The 18,120-nt window shown below is 66.8% G+C and carries 17 protein-coding genes; 6 read left to right on the top strand and 11 right to left on the bottom strand.

The window, feature by feature from the left end:
- The first annotated feature begins 148 nt into the window (after positions 1–148).
- Positions 149–1,153: a P1 family peptidase gene (locus GT613_RS04350; RefSeq protein WP_009304131.1), complete on the top strand. Its 1,005-nt coding sequence runs from the start codon at positions 149–151 to the stop codon at positions 1,151–1,153.
- A gap of 12 nt (positions 1,154–1,165) precedes the next feature.
- Entirely contained in the window at positions 1,166–2,419 is a 1,254-nt protein-coding gene (locus tag GT613_RS04345; protein ID WP_009304130.1) for a chloride channel protein, read from the top strand.
- A gap of 67 nt (positions 2,420–2,486) precedes the next feature.
- Here GT613_RS04345 and rsfS read toward each other — a convergent pair whose 3' ends face one another.
- From rsfS to GT613_RS04290, 11 genes are all read right to left on the bottom strand, one after another.
- Entirely contained in the window at positions 2,487–2,915 is a 429-nt protein-coding gene (gene rsfS, locus GT613_RS04340; RefSeq protein ID WP_009304129.1) for a ribosome silencing factor, read from the bottom strand.
- Positions 2,912–3,535, bottom strand: a complete 624-nt coding sequence (gene yqeK, locus GT613_RS04335) for a bis(5'-nucleosyl)-tetraphosphatase (symmetrical) YqeK (RefSeq protein ID WP_009304128.1) — start codon at positions 3,533–3,535, stop codon at positions 2,912–2,914. The genes rsfS and yqeK overlap by 4 nt, the downstream gene beginning before the upstream one ends.
- On the bottom strand, positions 3,532–4,209 hold the full coding sequence (nadD, locus tag GT613_RS04330) for a nicotinate-nucleotide adenylyltransferase (protein WP_009304127.1): 678 nt from the start codon (positions 4,207–4,209) through the stop codon (positions 3,532–3,534). The genes yqeK and nadD overlap by 4 nt, the downstream gene beginning before the upstream one ends.
- Positions 4,209–5,486, bottom strand: coding sequence for a glutamate-5-semialdehyde dehydrogenase (locus GT613_RS04325; protein ID WP_009608781.1), 1,278 nt, complete (start codon positions 5,484–5,486; stop codon positions 4,209–4,211). Before GT613_RS04325 ends, nadD begins: the two co-directional genes overlap by 1 nt.
- Before the next feature lie 9 nt (positions 5,487–5,495).
- The gene (proB, locus tag GT613_RS04320) at positions 5,496–6,644 is read right to left on the bottom strand and encodes a glutamate 5-kinase (protein WP_009304122.1); all 1,149 of its coding nucleotides are present in this window, start codon (positions 6,642–6,644) and stop codon (positions 5,496–5,498) included.
- Positions 6,644–8,038, bottom strand: a complete 1,395-nt coding sequence (obgE, locus tag GT613_RS04315) for a GTPase ObgE (RefSeq protein WP_009304121.1) — start codon at positions 8,036–8,038, stop codon at positions 6,644–6,646. Before obgE ends, proB begins: the two co-directional genes overlap by 1 nt.
- A 152-nt stretch (positions 8,039–8,190) precedes the next feature.
- Positions 8,191–8,442 carry a 50S ribosomal protein L27 gene (gene rpmA / locus GT613_RS04310; RefSeq protein ID WP_009304120.1) on the bottom strand — a complete coding sequence of 84 codons (252 nt, stop codon included), beginning with the start codon at positions 8,440–8,442 and terminating at the stop codon, positions 8,191–8,193.
- Between the two features lie 18 nt (positions 8,443–8,460).
- The gene (rplU, locus tag GT613_RS04305) at positions 8,461–8,877 is read right to left on the bottom strand and encodes a 50S ribosomal protein L21 (RefSeq protein ID WP_009304119.1); all 417 of its coding nucleotides are present in this window, start codon (positions 8,875–8,877) and stop codon (positions 8,461–8,463) included.
- Between the two features lie 261 nt (positions 8,878–9,138).
- Positions 9,139–11,766, bottom strand: a complete 2,628-nt coding sequence (gene polA / locus GT613_RS04300; RefSeq protein WP_009608783.1) for a DNA polymerase I — start codon at positions 11,764–11,766, stop codon at positions 9,139–9,141.
- 314 nt (positions 11,767–12,080) lie between these two features.
- Positions 12,081–12,755 carry a response regulator transcription factor gene (locus GT613_RS04295; protein WP_009304117.1) on the bottom strand — a complete coding sequence of 225 codons (675 nt, stop codon included), beginning with the start codon at positions 12,753–12,755 and terminating at the stop codon, positions 12,081–12,083.
- An 18-nt stretch (positions 12,756–12,773) separates the two neighbouring features.
- Positions 12,774–14,117, bottom strand: coding sequence for a glutamine synthetase family protein (locus GT613_RS04290; protein WP_009304116.1), 1,344 nt, complete (start codon positions 14,115–14,117; stop codon positions 12,774–12,776).
- 169 nt (positions 14,118–14,286) lie between these two features.
- Here GT613_RS04290 and GT613_RS04285 point away from each other — a divergent pair, with 169 nt between their 5' ends.
- From GT613_RS04285 to GT613_RS04270, 4 genes are all read left to right on the top strand, one after another.
- Positions 14,287–14,781, top strand: coding sequence for a universal stress protein (locus GT613_RS04285; protein ID WP_009304115.1), 495 nt, complete (start codon positions 14,287–14,289; stop codon positions 14,779–14,781).
- A gap of 96 nt (positions 14,782–14,877) precedes the next feature.
- Complete coding sequence (locus GT613_RS04280) at positions 14,878–16,167, top strand: glycosyltransferase family 4 protein (protein WP_009304114.1); 1,290 nt, start codon at positions 14,878–14,880, stop codon at positions 16,165–16,167.
- A 117-nt stretch (positions 16,168–16,284) separates the two neighbouring features.
- Complete coding sequence (locus GT613_RS04275) at positions 16,285–17,511, top strand: DegT/DnrJ/EryC1/StrS aminotransferase family protein (RefSeq protein ID WP_009304113.1); 1,227 nt, start codon at positions 16,285–16,287, stop codon at positions 17,509–17,511.
- On the top strand, positions 17,511–18,113 hold the full coding sequence (locus GT613_RS04270; RefSeq protein WP_035585066.1) for a sugar transferase: 603 nt from the start codon (positions 17,511–17,513) through the stop codon (positions 18,111–18,113). The genes GT613_RS04275 and GT613_RS04270 overlap by 1 nt, the downstream gene beginning before the upstream one ends.
- The last annotated feature ends 7 nt before the right edge of the window (positions 18,114–18,120 follow it).

Raw genomic sequence — 18,120 nt, 5'->3', positions numbered from 1 at the left:
CTCCCTTCTTCGAGGGGAGTGCGTAGCGAGAGAGGAATCGACCTTACTACCGAAACCAGCTTCGCGCAAGCCGACATCGGTTCGACTCCGCTGCGATCCGCGGTGTACAATAAGCGAATCGATCCGCCCCGTCGCTAGGGAGAACGCCATGCTGCAACCCGCAACGCTCGCCGATTTGCCCGCATTCCTCTGCGCGCACGCCGAGGACGCCCGCGCGGGCACCGGCTGCACCGTCTTCATAGCTCCTGACGGGGCCACCTGCGGCGTCGACGTGCGCGGCGGCGGTCCTGCCACGCGAGAGACCGATCTGCTCAAGCCCGAGAACATGATCCAGGCCGTGCACGGCGTGGTCCTGTCGGGCGGCAGCGCCTTCGGGCTGGCCGCCGCGACCGGCGTCATGGACGAGCTGGCCGCACGCGGCATCGGCTTTCCCGTGGAGAGCGCCCGCGTGCCCATCGTCGTGGGAGCCTGCCTGTTCGATCTGCTGGTCGGGCAGAACGCCCATCCCGATGCCGCCATGGGGCGCGCTGCTGCGAGGGCGGCGTTCGAGCGCGAGGCGGCGGAACCGCTGGCCGAAGGCAACGTGGGCGCCGGATGCGGCGCATCGGTGGGCAAGCTCCTCGGCGGCGAGCGCGCCATGAAAGCCGGGCTCGGAATCTGCGGATTGCGCCTGGGCGAGCTCACGGCGTGCGCCGTCGTGGCGGTGAACGCGCTCGGCAACGTGCGCAGCGCGGACGGTGCCTGGATCGCCGGCTGCCGCGACGGAGAAGGGCGCGTCATGGATCCCCTCGAGGCGTTCGGCGTCCTCGCGCAGCAGGCGGCCGCGCATGCGGAGCAGGAAGCCGACCCCGCCGCAGGTCCGTGCGCCAACACCACCATCGGCGTCGTGCTGACGAACGCGCGTCTGACGAAGGCGCAGGCGACGAAGGCTTCTTCGACCGTCCACGACGCCTACGCGCGCGCCATCAAGCCCGTGCACACTTCCGGCGACGGCGACACCGTGTTCACGTTCGCATCCGGCGAGGTGGAAGCCGACTACGATACGTTCGCCATCCTTGCCACCGAGGCCATGCAGGGAGCCGTCGTGCGTGCGGTCGAGCAGGCCGAGGGCGCCTACGGGTTGCCCGCCGCCCGCGACCTCGTCTCCTGTTAGGAAGAGGGCGACATGAAAGGGGCTCAGCTTGCCAACCGAACGCTGTTCGTCGCTTCGGTGATCGTGACCGGCGCCATCGCCGGCGCGTTCGTGTGGCTGCTCTTGTTCGCCATGAACCTGGGCATCACGTTCATCTGGGACCGGCTGCCCGCGCATTTCGGCCCGTACTTCCCCTTGGCCGCCTGCCTGGTGGGCGGCCTGGTCATCGGGCTGTTCGCCAAGAAGTTCGGATCGTATCCCGAAGACTTGAACCAGGTGATGGCGAAGGTGAAGCGCGACGGCCGCTACGACTACGACAAGCTGGGCGTCATGTCCGTTTCCGCGCTGCTGCCCCTGTTCTTCGGCGGGTCGGTAGGCCCCGAGGCGGGCCTCACCGGGGCGGTCGCGGGCATCTGCACGTGGGTGGGCGATCGCATGAAGCGCTTCGGCTCGGACTTCCAGCAGCTCACGTCGGTCGGCACCATGGCGGCGCTGTCGGCCATCTTCACCGCGCCCCTCTTCGGGTTCGCCGCGCCGCTGTACGACGACGGCGACGAGGCGAAGGGCGCGCAGGCAGCCATCACGCTGCCGAAGTCGTCGAAGATCGTCGTGTACCTGTGCGCCATCGCTGGTGCGCTGGCGGCTTTCCTCGGACTGGGCGCGCTGTTCGGCGGCGGGCTGTCGCTGCCTCGTTTCACCGACATCCACGTGGGAGCGACCGAGCTTCTGTGGCTCGTGCCGCTCGCGCTGGTGGGCGCGGCAGGCGGTTGGCTGTTCTGTGCGTTCGACGGCCTGTTCGAGCGCCTGTCCGAACGCATGGGAGAGCGTCCCGTGGCAAAGGCGCTCATCGCCGGGCTCGTGCTGGCGCTCATGGGCATCGCCTTGCCGTTCACGATGTTCGCCGGCGAGACGCAGGCCGAGCAGCTGGGAGAGGTCTGGGGCACCATGACGGCGTTCGCGCTTTTGGCCACGGGCTTCGGCAAGGTGCTCGTCACGCCTTTGTGCATCCGCTTCGGCTGGCGCGGCGGCCACTTCTTCCCCGTCATCTTCGCCGGCATCTCCATCGGCTACGGCATGGCCATGCTCACCGGCGCCGACCCCGTGTTCTGCCTGTGCGCAAGCACGGCCGCGCTCGTGGGAGGCGTCATGCGCCAGCCGCTCATGACCGTGCTGCTGCTGTTCCTCTGCTTCCCCGTGAAGGGCATCGTCGTCATGCTGGCCGCCGCGGCCCTCGGCGCCGCCGTCCCGCTGCCGAAAGCCTTGCGCGCCGAGCAAGCGGAAGGTTGACGAAACAAAAAAACGCCGCCGCGGAAGGCGGCGGCGCAGGACGCATCAAAGCGGCGATGCGCGAAAGCTACTCCTTGCCCAGCATCTTGGCGATGCGGTCGGAGTACTCGATGTCGGTAAGGCCCGCTTCGGCGGCGAGGTCGATGACGGGCGCGTCGTTCCACAGCGCCTCGAGGCGATAGTACTCGCGCGTCTCGGGCTGGAACACGTGCACGACGAAGCTGCCGTAGTCCAGAAGCGACCACGTGCCGTCCTGCGTGCCCTCGCGATGCAGGGGCTTCATCTGCGCCTTCGTGCGCACCGCATCCTCGATCTCGTCGATGATGGCCTCCACCTGACGGTTGTTGGAGGCCGTGGCGATGACGAAGTAGTCCGTCACGCCGATGAGGTCGCGCACCTCCTGCACCATGATGTCGGTGGCCTTCTTCTCGTCGGCCGCGCAGGCCGCGATGAGGGCGCATTCCCTCGAAGTCTTCTCGGTCGTCGTTGTGCTCACGCTGTTCCTTTCTCGGCCTTCGCGTCGCGCGATCGGGCCACGTAATGGTTCCACACCTCGACGGTTGCCGGGTGCAGGCGTCGCCGGCGCTCCACGAGCGTCAGCAGGATATGGTTGAACGTCATCATGAAGAGCTCTTCGAGCGGCACCGCGCCGATGGCGGCGCGCAGCTCGTCGAGGCCGTCGAAGTCGCGGCTGGGCTCGATGGCGTCGGCGATGTATATGATCATGTCCAGATCGCTCATGCCCACCGCCGCGGCCGTGTGCCGAGCGATGGCCTGGACCACGTCGGCGGACAGGTCGGGGTACGCGCGCACGAGCTCGGCCGCGGCCGTGGGGCCGTGCAGCAGACGCGGCATCGTGTCCAGCACGTACGGGTCCACGTCCACGCCCAGCGCGCGAGCGCGCTCGCGGATCTCGTCGTCGCCGTACTCCTTGTCCCAATCGTGCAGCAGGCCGGCCAAGCGCGCCTTGCGCACGTCGACGCCGTACGTCTCGGCCAACGACGCGGCCGTCTTCGACACGCCTCGCGCATGCTCGAACCGCTTGGGCTTCAACCGTTTCTTCAGATCGCGCTCGCGCGCATCGAAGAACGCATCCGAAAGCACGTCCTCGCTCATCGCACGCCTCCTTCGTGATGGGGATCGGCTCGGTACAGGCCTCGCTCTTGAATATAGTCGAGCACGCCCTGCATCGTCAAATAACGGATCGACTTCCCCGCCGCTACGCGTCGGCGCAGGTCGCTGGACGAGATGGCCAACGCCGTCACCTCGAGGTAGTCGATGGCGAAGTTGCCGTGCTCGGCGATGAACGCCCGCCGCTCCTCCGACAGCGCGTAGCCGGGGCGCGTGACCGCGATGAGGCGGGCGAGGTCGGCGATGGCCGCGCTCTCGCGCCACTGCACGATATGGTACACGGCATCGGCGCCCGTAATGAAGCGCAGCTCCACGTTATCGGGGTAATGCGCGCGCAGCTGGCGTAGCGTGTCCACGGTGTAGGTGTCGCCGCCGCGCTCGATCTCGATGGCGCTCACGTCGAACGCCGGGTTGCTGCGCGTGGCGATGCGGCACATCTCCAGACGCTCGGCAGCCGGCGTGACGGGGCGGTCCTTCTTGAACACGGGGTTGCCGGCGGGCACGAACACCACGCCGTCGAGGTCGTAGGCCTCGCGCGCTTGCTCGGCGCACGCGAGGTGCCCGATATGGATGGGGTCGAACGTGCCGCCCATGATGCCGAGGCGCGCGCGTCCGCCGTCCCGTCCCAGGTCGTCGAAATGATCGCAGATGCGTCCCACTACGCGCGCACCTGCCCGGATCCGCGCAGCACGTACTTGTACGAGGTGAGCGCATCGAGCGCGAACGGGCCGCGCGCATGCAGCTTCTGCGTCGAGATGCCGATCTCGGCGCCCAGACCGAACTCGGCTCCGTCGGTGAACGCCGTCGACGCGTTCGCGTACACGGCGGCCGCGTCGACGCGCGCGAGGAACGCCTCGACAGCGGCCTCGTCCTCGGCGACGATCGCCTCGGAATGCTTGGTGCCGTAGCGGTTCACGTGGCCGATGGCCTCGTCGACGCCGCCGACCACGCGCACGGCCAGGTCGGCCGCAAGGTACTCGGTCTCCCAGTCGGCTTCCCCGGCGGGCACCGTGGGCGTGCCGCCGGCCGCGGCAACGGCGGCCGCGCGCTCGTCGGCGTGCAGCGTCACGCCGCGCGCGGCCAGCTCGGCGAGCGCCGCGGGCAGGAAGCCCTCGGCGGCGGCCTCGTCCACGAGCAGCGTCTCGGCGGCGTTGCACACGCCGAGGCGGCGGCATTTCGCGTTCACGATGATGGCGCGCGCCTTATCGTAGTCGGCGCTCTCGTGCACGTACACGTGGCAGTTGCCCGTGCCCGTCTCGATGACCGGCACCTTCGACGTCTCCACGCAGTGGCGGATGAGGCCCGCTCCGCCGCGCGGTATGAGCACGTCCACCACGCCGTGCAGCTGCATGAGCTCGTCGGCCGCCGCGCGGTCGGCCAATGTGACGGCGCCGATGCAGCCGCGGGGCATGCCCGCCTCCACCGCCGCCTCGTGCAGCACGCGTGCGATCACCTCGTTCGAGGCCGCCGCCATGCTGCCGCCGCGCAGCACCGCCGCGTTGCCCGACTTCAGGCAGATGCCGGCCGCATCGGCCGTCACGTTCGGGCGCGCCTCGTACACGACGGCCACCACCCCCAGAGGCACGCTCACGCGCTGAAGCTCGATGCCGCTTTCCAACGTGCGCTTTTGCTGCACCGCCCCCAACGGGTCGGGAAGAGCGACGAGGTCCTCGAGCGCGGCCGCCATGGCTTCGACGCGGTCCTCGTCGAGCATGAGGCGGTCGAGGAGGCCTTCTTTCGTGCCGGCCTTGCGCGCCGCGTCCATGTCGCAGCCGTTCGCCTCGACGATGGCGGCCGCATGCGAGCGCAACGCCGCCGCCATGGAGGCCAGCGCGCCGTTGCGCTCGTCTGCGCTCGTCTGCGCGAGCGCCCCGCTCGCCGCGCGCGCCTCCTCGGCGATGCGCCGCACCTGGTCCCGCACCGTTTCCCGTTCCATGGTTCCCCCCTATTCGAAGACGACCAACTCGTCGCGATGGACGAGCGGCTTGTCGGCCAAGCTTGCCAGCAGGCGGTTCGCCTGCAGCTCCGCGCGGGTGCGCCCGATGGCCAACGCCGCCTCGTCGCTAGCGAACGCCACCTTGCCGCGCGCGAACAGATGCCCCGTCGCATCCTTGATGTCGACGATGTCGTTCGCCTCGAAGCGCCCTTCCACCGAGCGCACGCCCACCGACAGAAGCGAGCTGCCGCGCTCGATGAGCGCCGCCTTCGCGCCGTCGTCCACAGCGAGCGCGCCGCGCGCGGCATCGCCGAGCGCGATCCACAGCTTCTTGGGCGTGATCTCGTGCGGCTTCTTCGCAGCCACGAACAGTGTGCCCACGTCCTCGCCCGCCGCCGCGTCCACGATGGCCTCCGCACGATGACCGTCGCACACCACGAGCGGGATGCCGGCCACCATGAGCACGCGCGCGGCCTTGATCTTCGTGATCATGCCGCCCGAGCCCACCGTGGTGCCGGCTTCGCCCGCCACGGCCATGATCTCGGGGCCAATGGCCTCAACGCGGCCGATGAGGTTCGCGTCGGGATGGTGATGCGGGTTGGCATCGTAGAGCCCCTCGATGTCCGAGAGGATGACCATGAGGTCGGCTTCCACGAGGCATGCCACGAGCGCTGCCAGCGTATCGTTGTCGCCGAAGCGGATCTGCTCGACCGAGATGGTGTCGTTCTCGTTCACGATGGGCACCACCCCCAGCTCCAGCAGGCGGTCGAACGTGTCGCGCGCGTGCAGGTACGCCCGGCGGTCGGCCGTGTCGCGGCGCGTCAGCAGCACCGTGGACGTCACGATGCCGTGGCGCGCGAACGCCTCGGCGTACGCCGTGGAAAGCGCGCTCTGCCCCACCGAGGCGGCCGCCTGCAGGCTGGGCATGTCGTGCGGGCGCTTCTCGATGCTTAAGCGCTCGAGGCCGCAGGCGATAGCGGCCGAGGTGACGACGATGGGGCGCCAACCGGCGGCGCGCACGCGCGCGACCTGGTCGGTCACCTCCGCGAGGTAGGCGTAGTCGATCTTGCTCTCCGACGTGGTGAGCGTGGACGACCCGATTTTTATCACGAGGCGCTTGCCATGATCGGCGGCATGCGCGCATCCAGCCGGCTTCATCACAGGTCGAGCTCCTTGAACAGATCCTCCGCCGTGCGAACCGACTCGAATTCGAACGCTCGGCCGACAATGCGGATCTCGTCGCCGTCCACGGCGCCCGCCTTCTCAAGCGCCTTCTCCACGCCGAGGCGCTTGAGGCGGTGCTGCAAAAACGCGATGGCTTCTTCGTTCTCCCAGTCGGTCTGCACCACCATGCGCTCCACCTGCGGGCCCTCGACGCGGAACACCCCGCCGCCGAGCGGCACGACCTTGAACTGCTTGTCGCGTTCCTCGCGCTTGTGCTCCCACACGTGCTCGTACTGCACGTCGGCCTCCGAAAGCGCGCGCAGCTCCTCGCGCAGCTCGTGCACCTTGGTCGCGATGGCGGCCTTGAGGCCGTCGACGCCCTCGCCCGTGAGCGCGCTGATGCGGTAGAGCTTCGGATCGACGGGGCTCGGGGCGAACTCGTCGCCGCCCGCTGCCGCGATCGAGTCCTCGCGCACGCGCTCGGCCAGCCGGTCGGCAACCTCCTCCGCGCCGGGCACGTCGATCTTGTTCGCCACCACGATGCGCGGGCGCGCCGCCAGCTCGTCGGCGTACAGCGCCAGCTCGCGGTTGATGATATCGTAATCCTCCAGCGGATCGCGTCCCTCGTAGTCGCCCGTCAGGTCCACCACGTGCACGATGAGCGCCGTGCGCTCGATGTGGCGCAGGAACTCGTGTCCCAGACCGCGCCCTTCGTGCGCGCCCTCGATGAGGCCGGGGATGTCGGCCACGACGAAGCTGTAGTCCCCCGAACGCGCCACGCCGAGGTTCGGCACGAGCGTGGTGAACGGGTAGTCGGCGATCTTCGGCCGCGCCGCGCTCATCTTAGCGATGAGCGACGACTTGCCCGCCGACGGCATGCCCACGAGAGCCGCGTCGGCCATGAGCTTCATCTCCAGCTCGATCCAGCGCTCCTGCGACGGCTCGCCCAGCTCGGCGAACGCGGGCGCGCGTCGGGTCGGCGTCACGAAGTGGATGTTGCCGCGGCCGCCCATGCCGCCCTCGGCCACGGTGACGCGTTCGCCGTCGTGCGTGAGGTCGGCGATGAGCTCGCCCACTTCCTTCGATTCTTCGAAATACTCGTGGACGACCGTGCCCATCGGCACCTTGAGCACAAGGTCCTCGCCGGTGGCTCCGTGCATGCGCGAGCCCTTGCCGTGCGTGCCGCGCTCGGCTTTGAAATGGTGTTTGAAGCGGTATTCGATGAGCGAGGACAGGCTGGCATCGGCCTCGACCACAACGTTGCCGCCGTGACCGCCATCGCCGCCGTCCGGACCGCCCTTCGGCACATGAGCCTCGCGGCGAAATGACATGCAGCCGGCACCGCCGTTGCCGCCTTTGACATGGATGCGTACTTTATCGATGAACACGGGTGGTACCTCTATTTCGATCCGCGCCTCGAGGGGCGCAACGGGTTGCTCGCTTGAACACGACAACTCGGATTGTATATGAAAAATGCCCCCTGACGAGCAGGGGGCATGCGAAAACAGATAACGTCACGCAGTCGTGGGCAGGCGGAACCTTACGCCTCGCGACGCACGTGCACCTTGTGCTTGGCGCCCTTCGTGAACTCCAGCTTGCCGTCGCACAGGGCGAACAGGGTGTCGTCCTTGCCGCGACCGACGTTCTCGCCCGGATGGATGTGCGTGCCGCGCTGGCGGACGATGACGTTGCCCGTCTTCACAGCCTGGCCGGCGAACATCTTCACGCCGAGACGCTGTGCGCGGGAATCGCGGCCGTTACGGCTGGAACCGAGACCTTTCTTGTGTGCCATGGTATTCCCTCCTTATGCTTACTCGGCGTCTTCGGACGCGGGCTTGTCGGCGGCCTTAGCAGGAGCCGGCTTCTTCTCGGCATCGTCCTTCTTCGCAGCCTTCTTGACGGCCGGCTTCTCAGCCTTGGCCGAGCCGACGGACTCGATCTGGACGCGCGTGAGCTGCTGGCGATGGCCGCGCAGCTTCTTGTAGTTCTTGCGCTTCTTGAACTTGAAGACCAGCTGCTTCTCACCCTTGAACTGCTCGAGGATGATGGCGGTGACCTTCGTTGCGGCCGCTTTCGCGGGGTCGGCTTCCACCTTGGCGCCGTCGACGACGCAGATGGCTTCCAGCTCGACCTTGTCGCCCACGGCGGCGTCAAGCTTCTCGATGTTCAGCTTGTCGCCGGGTGCGACCTTGTACTGCTTGCCGCCCGTTTTTACAATTGCGTACATGAGTGTCTCCTTGATATGAATAAACGCAAGGCGATAGCTTACCAGCGTGACCGTAGCAAGTCAATGTGATCTTATGCACGATCCACGCGTATCATCGCACTCTTCCTACGCTGTGCCTCCACAGAGCACAACGTTTATATGATAGCAGATACTCTAGCCACACGCGGCGGCGTGGTGTGATTTTTTTACACATCACAAGTCCAGCAAAATCAGCGACCAATGATGCGGCTTCTGAGCGTCGGCCGCCGAGTCGACGTAACCTCAGTGCGCTTCCGCCCAGTTATCGGCATAGGAGACGTCGACGTCGAGAGGCACGCGCAGATCCACGATGTGCTCCATCACGTCTTTCACGATGGCCGACAGCTCCTCGATCTCGCCTTCCGGCACGCTGAAGTCCAGCTCGTCGTGCACCTGCAACAGCAGCTTCGCCTCGAAGCCGCGCTCCATGATGCGGCGCTGCACCTCGGTCATGGCCAGCTTGATGATGTCGGCCGCGCTGCCCTGCATGGGGTGGTTCATGGCCGTGCGCTCGCCGAAGCCGCGCTGCGTGGCGTTCGCGGCCTTGAGCTCGGGGATATGGCGCTTGCGGCCGAACATCGTCTCGGCATAGCCCTTCTCCTTCGCTTCGGCGATGGTGCGGTCGAGGTAGGCGCGCACGCCGGGGTAGGCCTCGAAGTAGCGCTCGATCATCTCCTTGGCCTCGCCGAACGGGATGCCCAGGCTCTGCGACAGGCCGAACGCCTGCTGGCCGTACACGATGCCGAAGTTCACGGCCTTCGCGCGGCTGCGCAGCTCGGGCGTCACGTCCTCCACGGGCAGGCCGAACACGCGGCTGGCCGTGGCGGCGTGGAAGTCGGCGCCGGAGCAGAACGCGGCCACGAGGTGCTCGTCGTTCGACAGGTGAGCGAGCAGGCGCAGCTCGATCTGCGAATAGTCGGCCGACAGGAACTTGTGGCCCTTCTCCAGCGGCACGAAGCACTCGCGGATCTGGCGGCCGAACTCGGTGCGCACGGGGATGTTCTGCAGGTTCGGCTCCGACGACGAGAGGCGGCCCGTCGTGGTCACGGTCTCGTTGAAGCACGTGTGCACGCGCCCGTCGTCGGCGCGCATGCGCGGCAGGGCGTCGATGTAGGTGGACTTGATCTTCGCGAGCTCGCGGTAGCGCAGGACGAGCGCCGGCATCTCGTGGTCGTTCGACAGCTCCTTGAGCACGGCGGCGTCGGTGGAGTAGCCGCGCTGGTTCTTCTTGAGCGTGCGCAGGCCCAGCACCTCGAATAGGATGTGCCCGAGCTGCTTGGGACTGTCGAGGTTGAACTCCTCCCCCGCGATCTCGATGATGCGCGCGCGCAGCTCATCGAGCTCGGCCTGCGTCGTCGCTCCCAGCTCGGCCAGACGGTCGCAATCCACCGCGGCGCCCGTTCGCTCGACGATGGCGAGCACCGCCACGAGCGGCAGATCGATGTCGAAGTAGGCGCGCTTGCTCTCGTCGCGCCCGAGCGCGTCGGTGAGCGGCTTCACCAGCATGCGGGCCGCCGCGGCTTGCGCGGCCGCACTGCCGGCCTCGTCCTTGGCCTCGGGCAGCACGCCGCCGCAGTAGGCGTCGAGCAGCGCGTCGTAGGAGTACTCGGACACCGACGAGTTCAGCACGTAGCCCGCCAGTCCCAGGTCGAACGCGCGCATGCTCATGAGCTCGGCATCCTCCACAAGCGCGATCTTGGCCGTGTCGGCGGGATAGACGCGATGTACCTCGCGCTTGACGTCGAGGGCGGCGAACGAGCCGGCGCGCACGATGCGCGCGAACGCCTCGCGGCCCTCGTCGTCCTCGAACAGCGCCGTGCCCTCGCTCGTGTTCACCGCGCAATGGAGCCCCGCGTTGAACAGCGACACCTGCTCGGGCTCGATGAACGCCACGCCCACCGTCTCGCCGCGCGCGACGGCCGCGTCCACGAGCGCGTGCGCCTCTGACCCCGAGACCACCGGCTCCACCGCAAGCGGAGCCGCTTTCTTCTCCAGCTCCTTGCCCACGAGCTTGAGCACGCGGCCGAGGTGCGCGTTGAACTGCACGCCCTTGAACGCTTCGGTCACCTTTTCCGAATCGAACGAGGGGAACGAGCATGCTTCGAGGTCGAGCGGGAAGTCGAGGTCGCGCACGATGGTGGCCACGTCGCGGCTCAAGAATGCCATGTCCTTGTTGTCGACGATCTTCTCTTTCTGCTTGCCCTTGAGGTCGTCCACATGCTCGTAGATGCCCTCCAGGCTGCCGTAGGTCTGCAGCAGCTTCGCCGCGGTCTTGTCGCCGATGCCGGGCACGCCGGGGATGTTGTCGGACGAGTCGCCCTTGAGGCCGAGGAAGTCGATGAACTGGTCGGGGCGCACGCCGTAACGCTCGAGCACCTCGGCCGGGCCGTAGATGGCCACGTCGGTGATGCCCTTCTTCGTGGTGACGATGCGCGTCATGTCGGTGGCCAGCTGGTAGGCGTCCTTGTCGCCCGTCACCAGCAGCGTCTCGTAGCCCAGCTCCTCGTCGCGCGCGGCGATGGTGCCCAGCACGTCGTCGCCCTCCCAGCCCTTGATGCGCACCACGGGCACGTTCATGGCCTCCAACAGCTCCTCGATGATGGGGAACTGCACCTTGAGGTCGTCGTCCATGGGAGGGCGCTGGGACTTGTACTGCTCGAGCGCTTCCATGCGAAACGCGGGGCGGCCCGCATCGAACGCGCAGATGAGAGCGTCGGGGCTTGCGATGTCGATGAACTTGAGAAGCATGGCGATGAAGCCGAACACGGCGTTGGTGGGGCGCCCGTCGGGGGCGTTCATGGTTTGGGGCACGGCATGGTAGGCGCGGTGCATAAGCGAGTTGCCGTCGATGACGGCGATCTTCTTCGGCATGGGCTGTCCTCCGTCGGGTGGTGTTTTCGGGGGTTCAGTATAGCGCATATGCGTTGTCCGCTTCGGGGGCTGTGCGATGCTCAGTCGCTCGGCAGTCCTGCTCGCACGAAACGCCCACAGGGCGTTTCGGCTCGTGCGGAACTCGCTTGGTGAGCACCGCACAGCCTCCGAAGCTGCCGGCATCTCCTTGAAAGCACCATATTGCGAGGCGGCTGCGCCTGGCGGGGACGACCTGCGAGGCGGCAACGCTCTCATGCTACCTTGGTGGAGGAGGTTCTTGTTGGGAGGTTTGGGCGGGTGGCGGACTGCTCGACCTATGCGCTCCAGAGGTAGCCGACGCCGCGGACGGTTTCCAGGTGCTGAGCCAGTTCGGGGCCCAGCTTCGCACGGATACGGCGGACGTGGACGTCCACCGTGCGCGAGCCGCCGTAGTAGTCGAAGCCCCACACGCGGCGCAGCAGCGCGTCGCGCGAGTACGTGCGCGAGGGGTGCGTGACGAGGAAGGCCAGCAGCGCGTACTCGAGGTAGGTGAGGTCGAGCGGCTCGCCGGCCACGGTGACCTGGTAGGTTGCCAGGTTCACCGTCATGTTCTCCACGACGAGGCAGTCGGACGTGGCGGCCTCGTTGCCGGGCCACAGCAGCTGGCGGATGCGCGCCGCGCACTCCTCGGGCGAGGCGTTTCGCATCACGAAGTCGCTCTTCACCTGCACCGGCAGACGAAAGCGCGCGAGCTGGCCCTCCCCCACGATGACCAGGAGCGATGCCGTTCCGTCCTCGAGCAGCAGCGCCTCGATGCCGGCCACGTCCTCCGAGGCGCCGCCACGCGCCTCGTATACGACGAGATCGCATGCGGGATGGCGCCCGAGCAGCTTCTTGAACTGGGCGGAGGATCCCGCTGCCACGTCCACGTCCAGGCTCGACAGCACCTGCTGGAACTTATGCGCGTTGTCGAGGCTGTCGGCGACGAATATCACCTGCTTGCGCTGCATGCCCCCTCCTTTCGCACGTCACAGCACCGCGAGATAGCGGTCGCGCTCCCATTGCGACACGTACCCCTGGTAGTCGTTCCACTCGGCGCGTTTCGCGGCCACAAGGTACGAATGGATGTGATCGCCCAGCGTGGCGCGCATCAGCTCGGATTCCGCGAACAGCTCCACCGCCTCGCCCAGGCTCTCGGGAAGCGTGGCGATGCCCTGCTGGCGCAGATCCTGGCGCGACAGCATGAACAGATCCTGGTCCTCGTTGGGCTCCTGCAGCTCCAGCTCCTCTTCGATGCCCGCGAGGCCCGCCGCCAGCATGACGGCGAAGGCAAGGTAGGGGTTCGCGCTGGGGTCGGGGCTGCGCAGCTCGAGGCGGCACGCGCCCTCGCTCGCAGGTCGGTAGCCCGGCACGCGCACGAGCGTGGAGCGGTTCGAGCGAGCCCACGACAGGTAGATAGGCGCCTCGCCGCCGGCGATGAGGCGCTTGTACGAGTTCACGTGCTGGTTCGTGATGGCGCAGAACTCGGGCGCGTACTTGAGCAGGCCCGCCAGGTAGCGTTTGGCCACTTTCGACAGACGGTAGCCCTGGGGATCGTCCGGATCGTAGAAGGCGTTGTTGCCGTCGAGGTCGTAAAGGCTCTGGTGCACGTGCATGCCGCTGCCCGGCTCGCCCGCCATGGGTTTGGGCATGAACGACGCGTACACACCGTGCTTCATGGCGATCTCCTTGACGACCAGCTTGTACGTCATCACCGCGTCGGCCATGGACAGCGCGTCGGTGAAGCGCAGGTCGATCTCATGCTGCGACGGGCCGTTCTCATGATGCGAGTATTCCACGGGGATGCCCATCTTCTCCAGCGTGAGCACGGTGTCGCGCCGCAGGTCGGAAGCGTAGTCGAGGCTGGTCAGGTCGAAGTAGCCGCCGCGGTCGAGCACCTCGGTGCCCTCAGCGTCCTTGAAGTAGTAGAACTCCAGCTCGGGGCCGACGTTGAACGCATACCCCATCTCCTGCGCCTTCTCCACCGTGCGGGCCAGCACCTGACGCGGGTCGCCCTCGAACGGCGTGCCGTCGGGCGTGCGCAGGCCGCAGAACATGCGCGCCACCGCGTTGGACTCCGGCCGCCAGGGCAGCACCTGGAACGTGGAGGCATCGGGGAACGCCAGCATGTCGGACTCCTGCGTGCGGCAGAAGCCCTCGATGCAGCTGCCGTCGAAGCCCATGCCGTCGGCGAAGGCGTCCTCCAGCTCGCTCGGGATGACCGCGAACGACTTCATGCGCCCCAGCACGTCGGTGAACCAGAAGCGCACGAAATGGACGTCGCGGCTCTTGATGGTTTTCAGGACGAAGTCTTGCTCGGGGGTCACGGTCATCGGACGATCCTTTCTCTCTCGAACCACCATTATACTCGCCGGTGTTTCGGTTGCGTTTCGCGAGAGGGACGATGGTGACGGTCCGTCGCCAGAACCTTGCCGCTTCGCCGCGCTGCGCGCCGCGTGCTATACTTTATCCATCCGATCAGCGACGATCAGGAGGTATACCATGAAGTTCACCAACATCCTCGTGCCGTTCGACAAATCCGACCACGCATTGCATGCATTGACCCTGGCCAAGGGCCTGGCGGAGGAGGATCCCGCCATCAAGCTGCACGTCATCGGGGTCGTGTTCGTCTCCGACATCCCGCCTGCGCTAGGTCTCGACGCGAACCCGTACGAGAGCGCGCCGCCGCTGGTCATCCAGCCCGACCTGTACAAGAAGCTCGTCGAGGCGGCGCTCGACCGCGAGAAGGACGACATGAAGCAGGCCATCGGAGGGCTGCTCGACGGCATGCTCAACGACGTGGACATCGCCGCCGTCAACGCGCCGTCGCCCGTCGACGGCATCAACGACTTCGCGAAGGAGCACGGCTGCGACCTCATCGTCATGGGCTCGCGCGGCCTCGGCGTGCTGCGCGGCATGCTGGGCAGCGTCAGCTACGGCGTCCTGCGCTCCGCCGAGATCCCCGTCCTCGTGGCGAAGAAGGACGAGGAAGGGTAGCAACGGAAGGAAGCTGTCGCGGTCCCGACGGCTCGCGCCTGTTTTCGCGCGGGCCGTCGGGCATGAAGGCTCTATAAGTTGGTATACTGGCTTGCTATGGAAATCAATCGATACCAAACCCGCAAGCCCAAGCGCCTCGCCGTCGTCACGATGGGAGTGAAGCTGGGCGACGAGACGCGCGGCTACACGCGCTTTCGCTTCCTGTCGGAGCTGCTCGCGCGCGAGGGCTTCGAAGTCGACCTCATCACGTCATCGTTCCAGCATTGGGACAAGGCGCATCGCGACACGTCGAAAGCATGCTACCGAAACCTTCCCTACAACGTAGTGTTCATCGACGAGCCCGGCTACACGAAGAACCTCGATCTCACGCGCATTCGCAGCCATCGCGTGGCGGCGAAGAATTTGCGCGAGCATTTCGAGCGCACGGCGGGCACCTACGACCTCGTCTACGCGGAGATTCCGCCGAACGACGTCGCGCGCGTATGCGCCGAAGAGGCCGACAAGCAGGGCATCCCCTTCGTCGCCGACATCAACGACCTATGGCCCGAGGCCATGCGCATGGTGGTGGACGTGCCCGTGGTCAGCGACGTGGCCTTCTACCCCTTCTCGCGCGATGCTAAGCGCGTCTATCAGCTGCTGTCAGCTGCCGTCGGAACCTCTGACGAATACGCAGCGCGTCCGGCGAAGGATCGCGCGAAGCCCTACCCGAAGGCAACCGTGTACGTGGGCAACGACTTGGCGGCGTTCGACGAGGGCGCCCGAATCAACGCGCCCGCAGTACGCAAACCGGAAGGCGAGCTGTGGGTCGTCTACGCCGGAACGCTCGGCGCCAGCTATGACGTGGCGACCCTCGTCGAAGCCGCCGCGCTGCTCGAGCGCGGGCGCCTCGTGCGCGCCGCATCGAAGGACGACGAACTGCCGCCTGCGCTACCCCCCGTGCGCGTGAAGGTGCTGGGCGATGGTCCCGATCGCGAGAAGCTCGAAGCGCTGGCCGTGCAGCTGAACGCCCCCGTGGATTTTCTGGGCTACACGGCCTACGAGCTGATGGCGGCGTACTTGTGCGCATCGGACATCACGGTGAACTCGCTCGTCAAATCGGCGGCGCAGAGCATCGTCACGAAAATCGGCGACTACCTGGCCAGCGGGAATCCCATGATCAACACAGGCTCGAGCCCCGAGTTCCGCGCGAAGGTGACCGCCGACGGCTTCGGAGCGAACGTCGAAGCGGAAGACGCGCAGGCGCTGGCCGACGCCATCGCGAAGCTCGCAGGTCACGCGTCGCTGCGCAAGATCATGGGCTCGAAGGCGCGTGCCGTCGCCGAAAAGGAGTTCGACCAACCCCGCGCGTACCGCGAGATCGTGGATTTGCTGCGCACGTTGCTGTGATTTCTGTCGAACGACTCGCCAAAGCGGGCGGAGCGCGTCAAAATAGGGAGCTTGCATACGCCGATTGCGTGCGATCACGCAGGTCGCACGCCGTTTACAGGGTACCAAGGAGCAATCGTGACTGAGCAGAAACGCATTTCGTTCTCACCGCCCGACATCACGCAGGCGGAGCTCGACGAGGTGGCCGACGCGCTGAGAAGCGGCTGGATAACCACCGGCCCGAAGACGAAGGAGTTCGAGCGCGAGATCGCCCTCTTCGCACAGGCCGAGCGCTCGGCCACGTTCGCGTCGGCCACCGCAGCGCTCGAATGCGCCCTGCGCGCTTTCGGCATCGGCCCGGGCGACGAGGTGATCACGAGCGCCTACACGTACACGGCCTCTTGCTCGGTCATCTGCCATGTGGGTGCGACTCCGGTGCTCTGCGACGTGGCGCCCGGCTCCTACGAGATGGATTACGACGCCCTGCCCGATCTCGTCACCGAGCGCACGCGCGCCGTCATCCCCGTGGACATCGCAGGACGCATGGTCGACTACGACCGTCTGTTCGCCGCACTCGATTCGGCGAGCGACCGCTGGAAGCCCGCGACGGAGCTGCAGAGCGCGTTCGATCGCGTCATCGTCTTAGCCGACGCCGCCCACTCGTTCGGCGCGACATATCAGGGACGTCCCTCCGGGTCGGTGGCCGACTTCACCGCCTTCTCGTTTCACGCCGTGAAAAACCTGACGACGGCCGAAGGAGGCGCGCTTGCATGGCGCGCGGGCGCGTTCGATTCCGACGAGCTGTACCGCCGGTTCATGTTGCAGTCGCTGCACGGCCAGACGAAGGACGCGCTGGCGAAGAACCGCGCGGGCGCCTGGGAGTACGACATCGCCTTCCCCGGGTGGAAGTGCAACATGACCGACATTCAGGCGGCCCTCGGCCTCGCGCAGCTGCGCCGCTACCCCGCCTCGCTCGCCCGTCGGCGCGCCATCGTCGAGCGCTACGAGCGCAACCTGGGCGAATGCGATGTCGAGCTGCTGAGGCATTACGGCGAAGACTTCGAGTCGAGCGGGCATCTCATGCTCGTGCGCCTCACGGGCAAATCGTCGGCGTTCCGCAACGCGCTCATCGAGCGGATGGCCAACGACGGCGTGGCGACGAACGTGCACTACAAGCCGCTGCCCCTTCTCACCGCGTACCGCGACCTCGGCTTCGCCATCGCCGACTTCCCGAACGCGCTTGCGCAGTTCGAGAACGAGGTGACGCTGCCGCTGCACACGTTGCTCTCCGACGAGGACGTGGACTACGTGGCGGGATCGTTCAAGCGCGCCCTGGACGGACTCGAGGCGGAAGGCGTCCGCTGATGTACGTGAGGTTCGGAAAACGCGTGTGCGACATCGTCGTAGGGCTGGTGGCGCTGCCCTTCGTGCTGCTGATCATCGCGGTGCTGGCACCGTTCATCCACTTCGAGGACAAGGGCCCCGTCTTCTACAACGCGCCGCGCGTCGGAAAAGACGGGCGCGATTTCAAGATGTACAAGCTGCGCTCGATGCGGGTGAACGCGCCCGACCTCATCATGGAGGACGGCTCCACCTACAACGGCGCCGACGACCCGCGCATGACGCGGGTTGGTGCATTCATGCGCAAGACGTCGCTCGACGAGATGCCGCAGTTCCTCAACGTACTGAAAGGCGACATGAGCGTCGTGGGGCCCCGCCCCGACTTGCGCCGCGAAACGGAGCTTTATGAGGGAGAGGAAGGCCTCAAACTCACCGTGAAGCCCGGCATCACCGGGTACGCCGCCGTGTACGGACGCAACTCGCTGCCCTGGCACGACCGTCTGGCGCTCGACGTGCACTACGTGCGCAACGTGTCCTTCCCGCTCGACGTTAAGGTGTTCTTCAAGACGTTCTCGGCCGTATTCAACCAGGAGGGCGTCTTCGTAGAGGACGGGTCGGAGAAGTAACGTTCGG

The sequence above is a fragment of the Eggerthella sp. BIOML-A4 genome (assembly GCF_009875575.1).
Classification (GTDB): domain Bacteria; phylum Actinomycetota; class Coriobacteriia; order Coriobacteriales; family Eggerthellaceae; genus Eggerthella; species Eggerthella lenta.
This window is presented reverse-complemented; position numbering and strand designations above follow the sequence as displayed.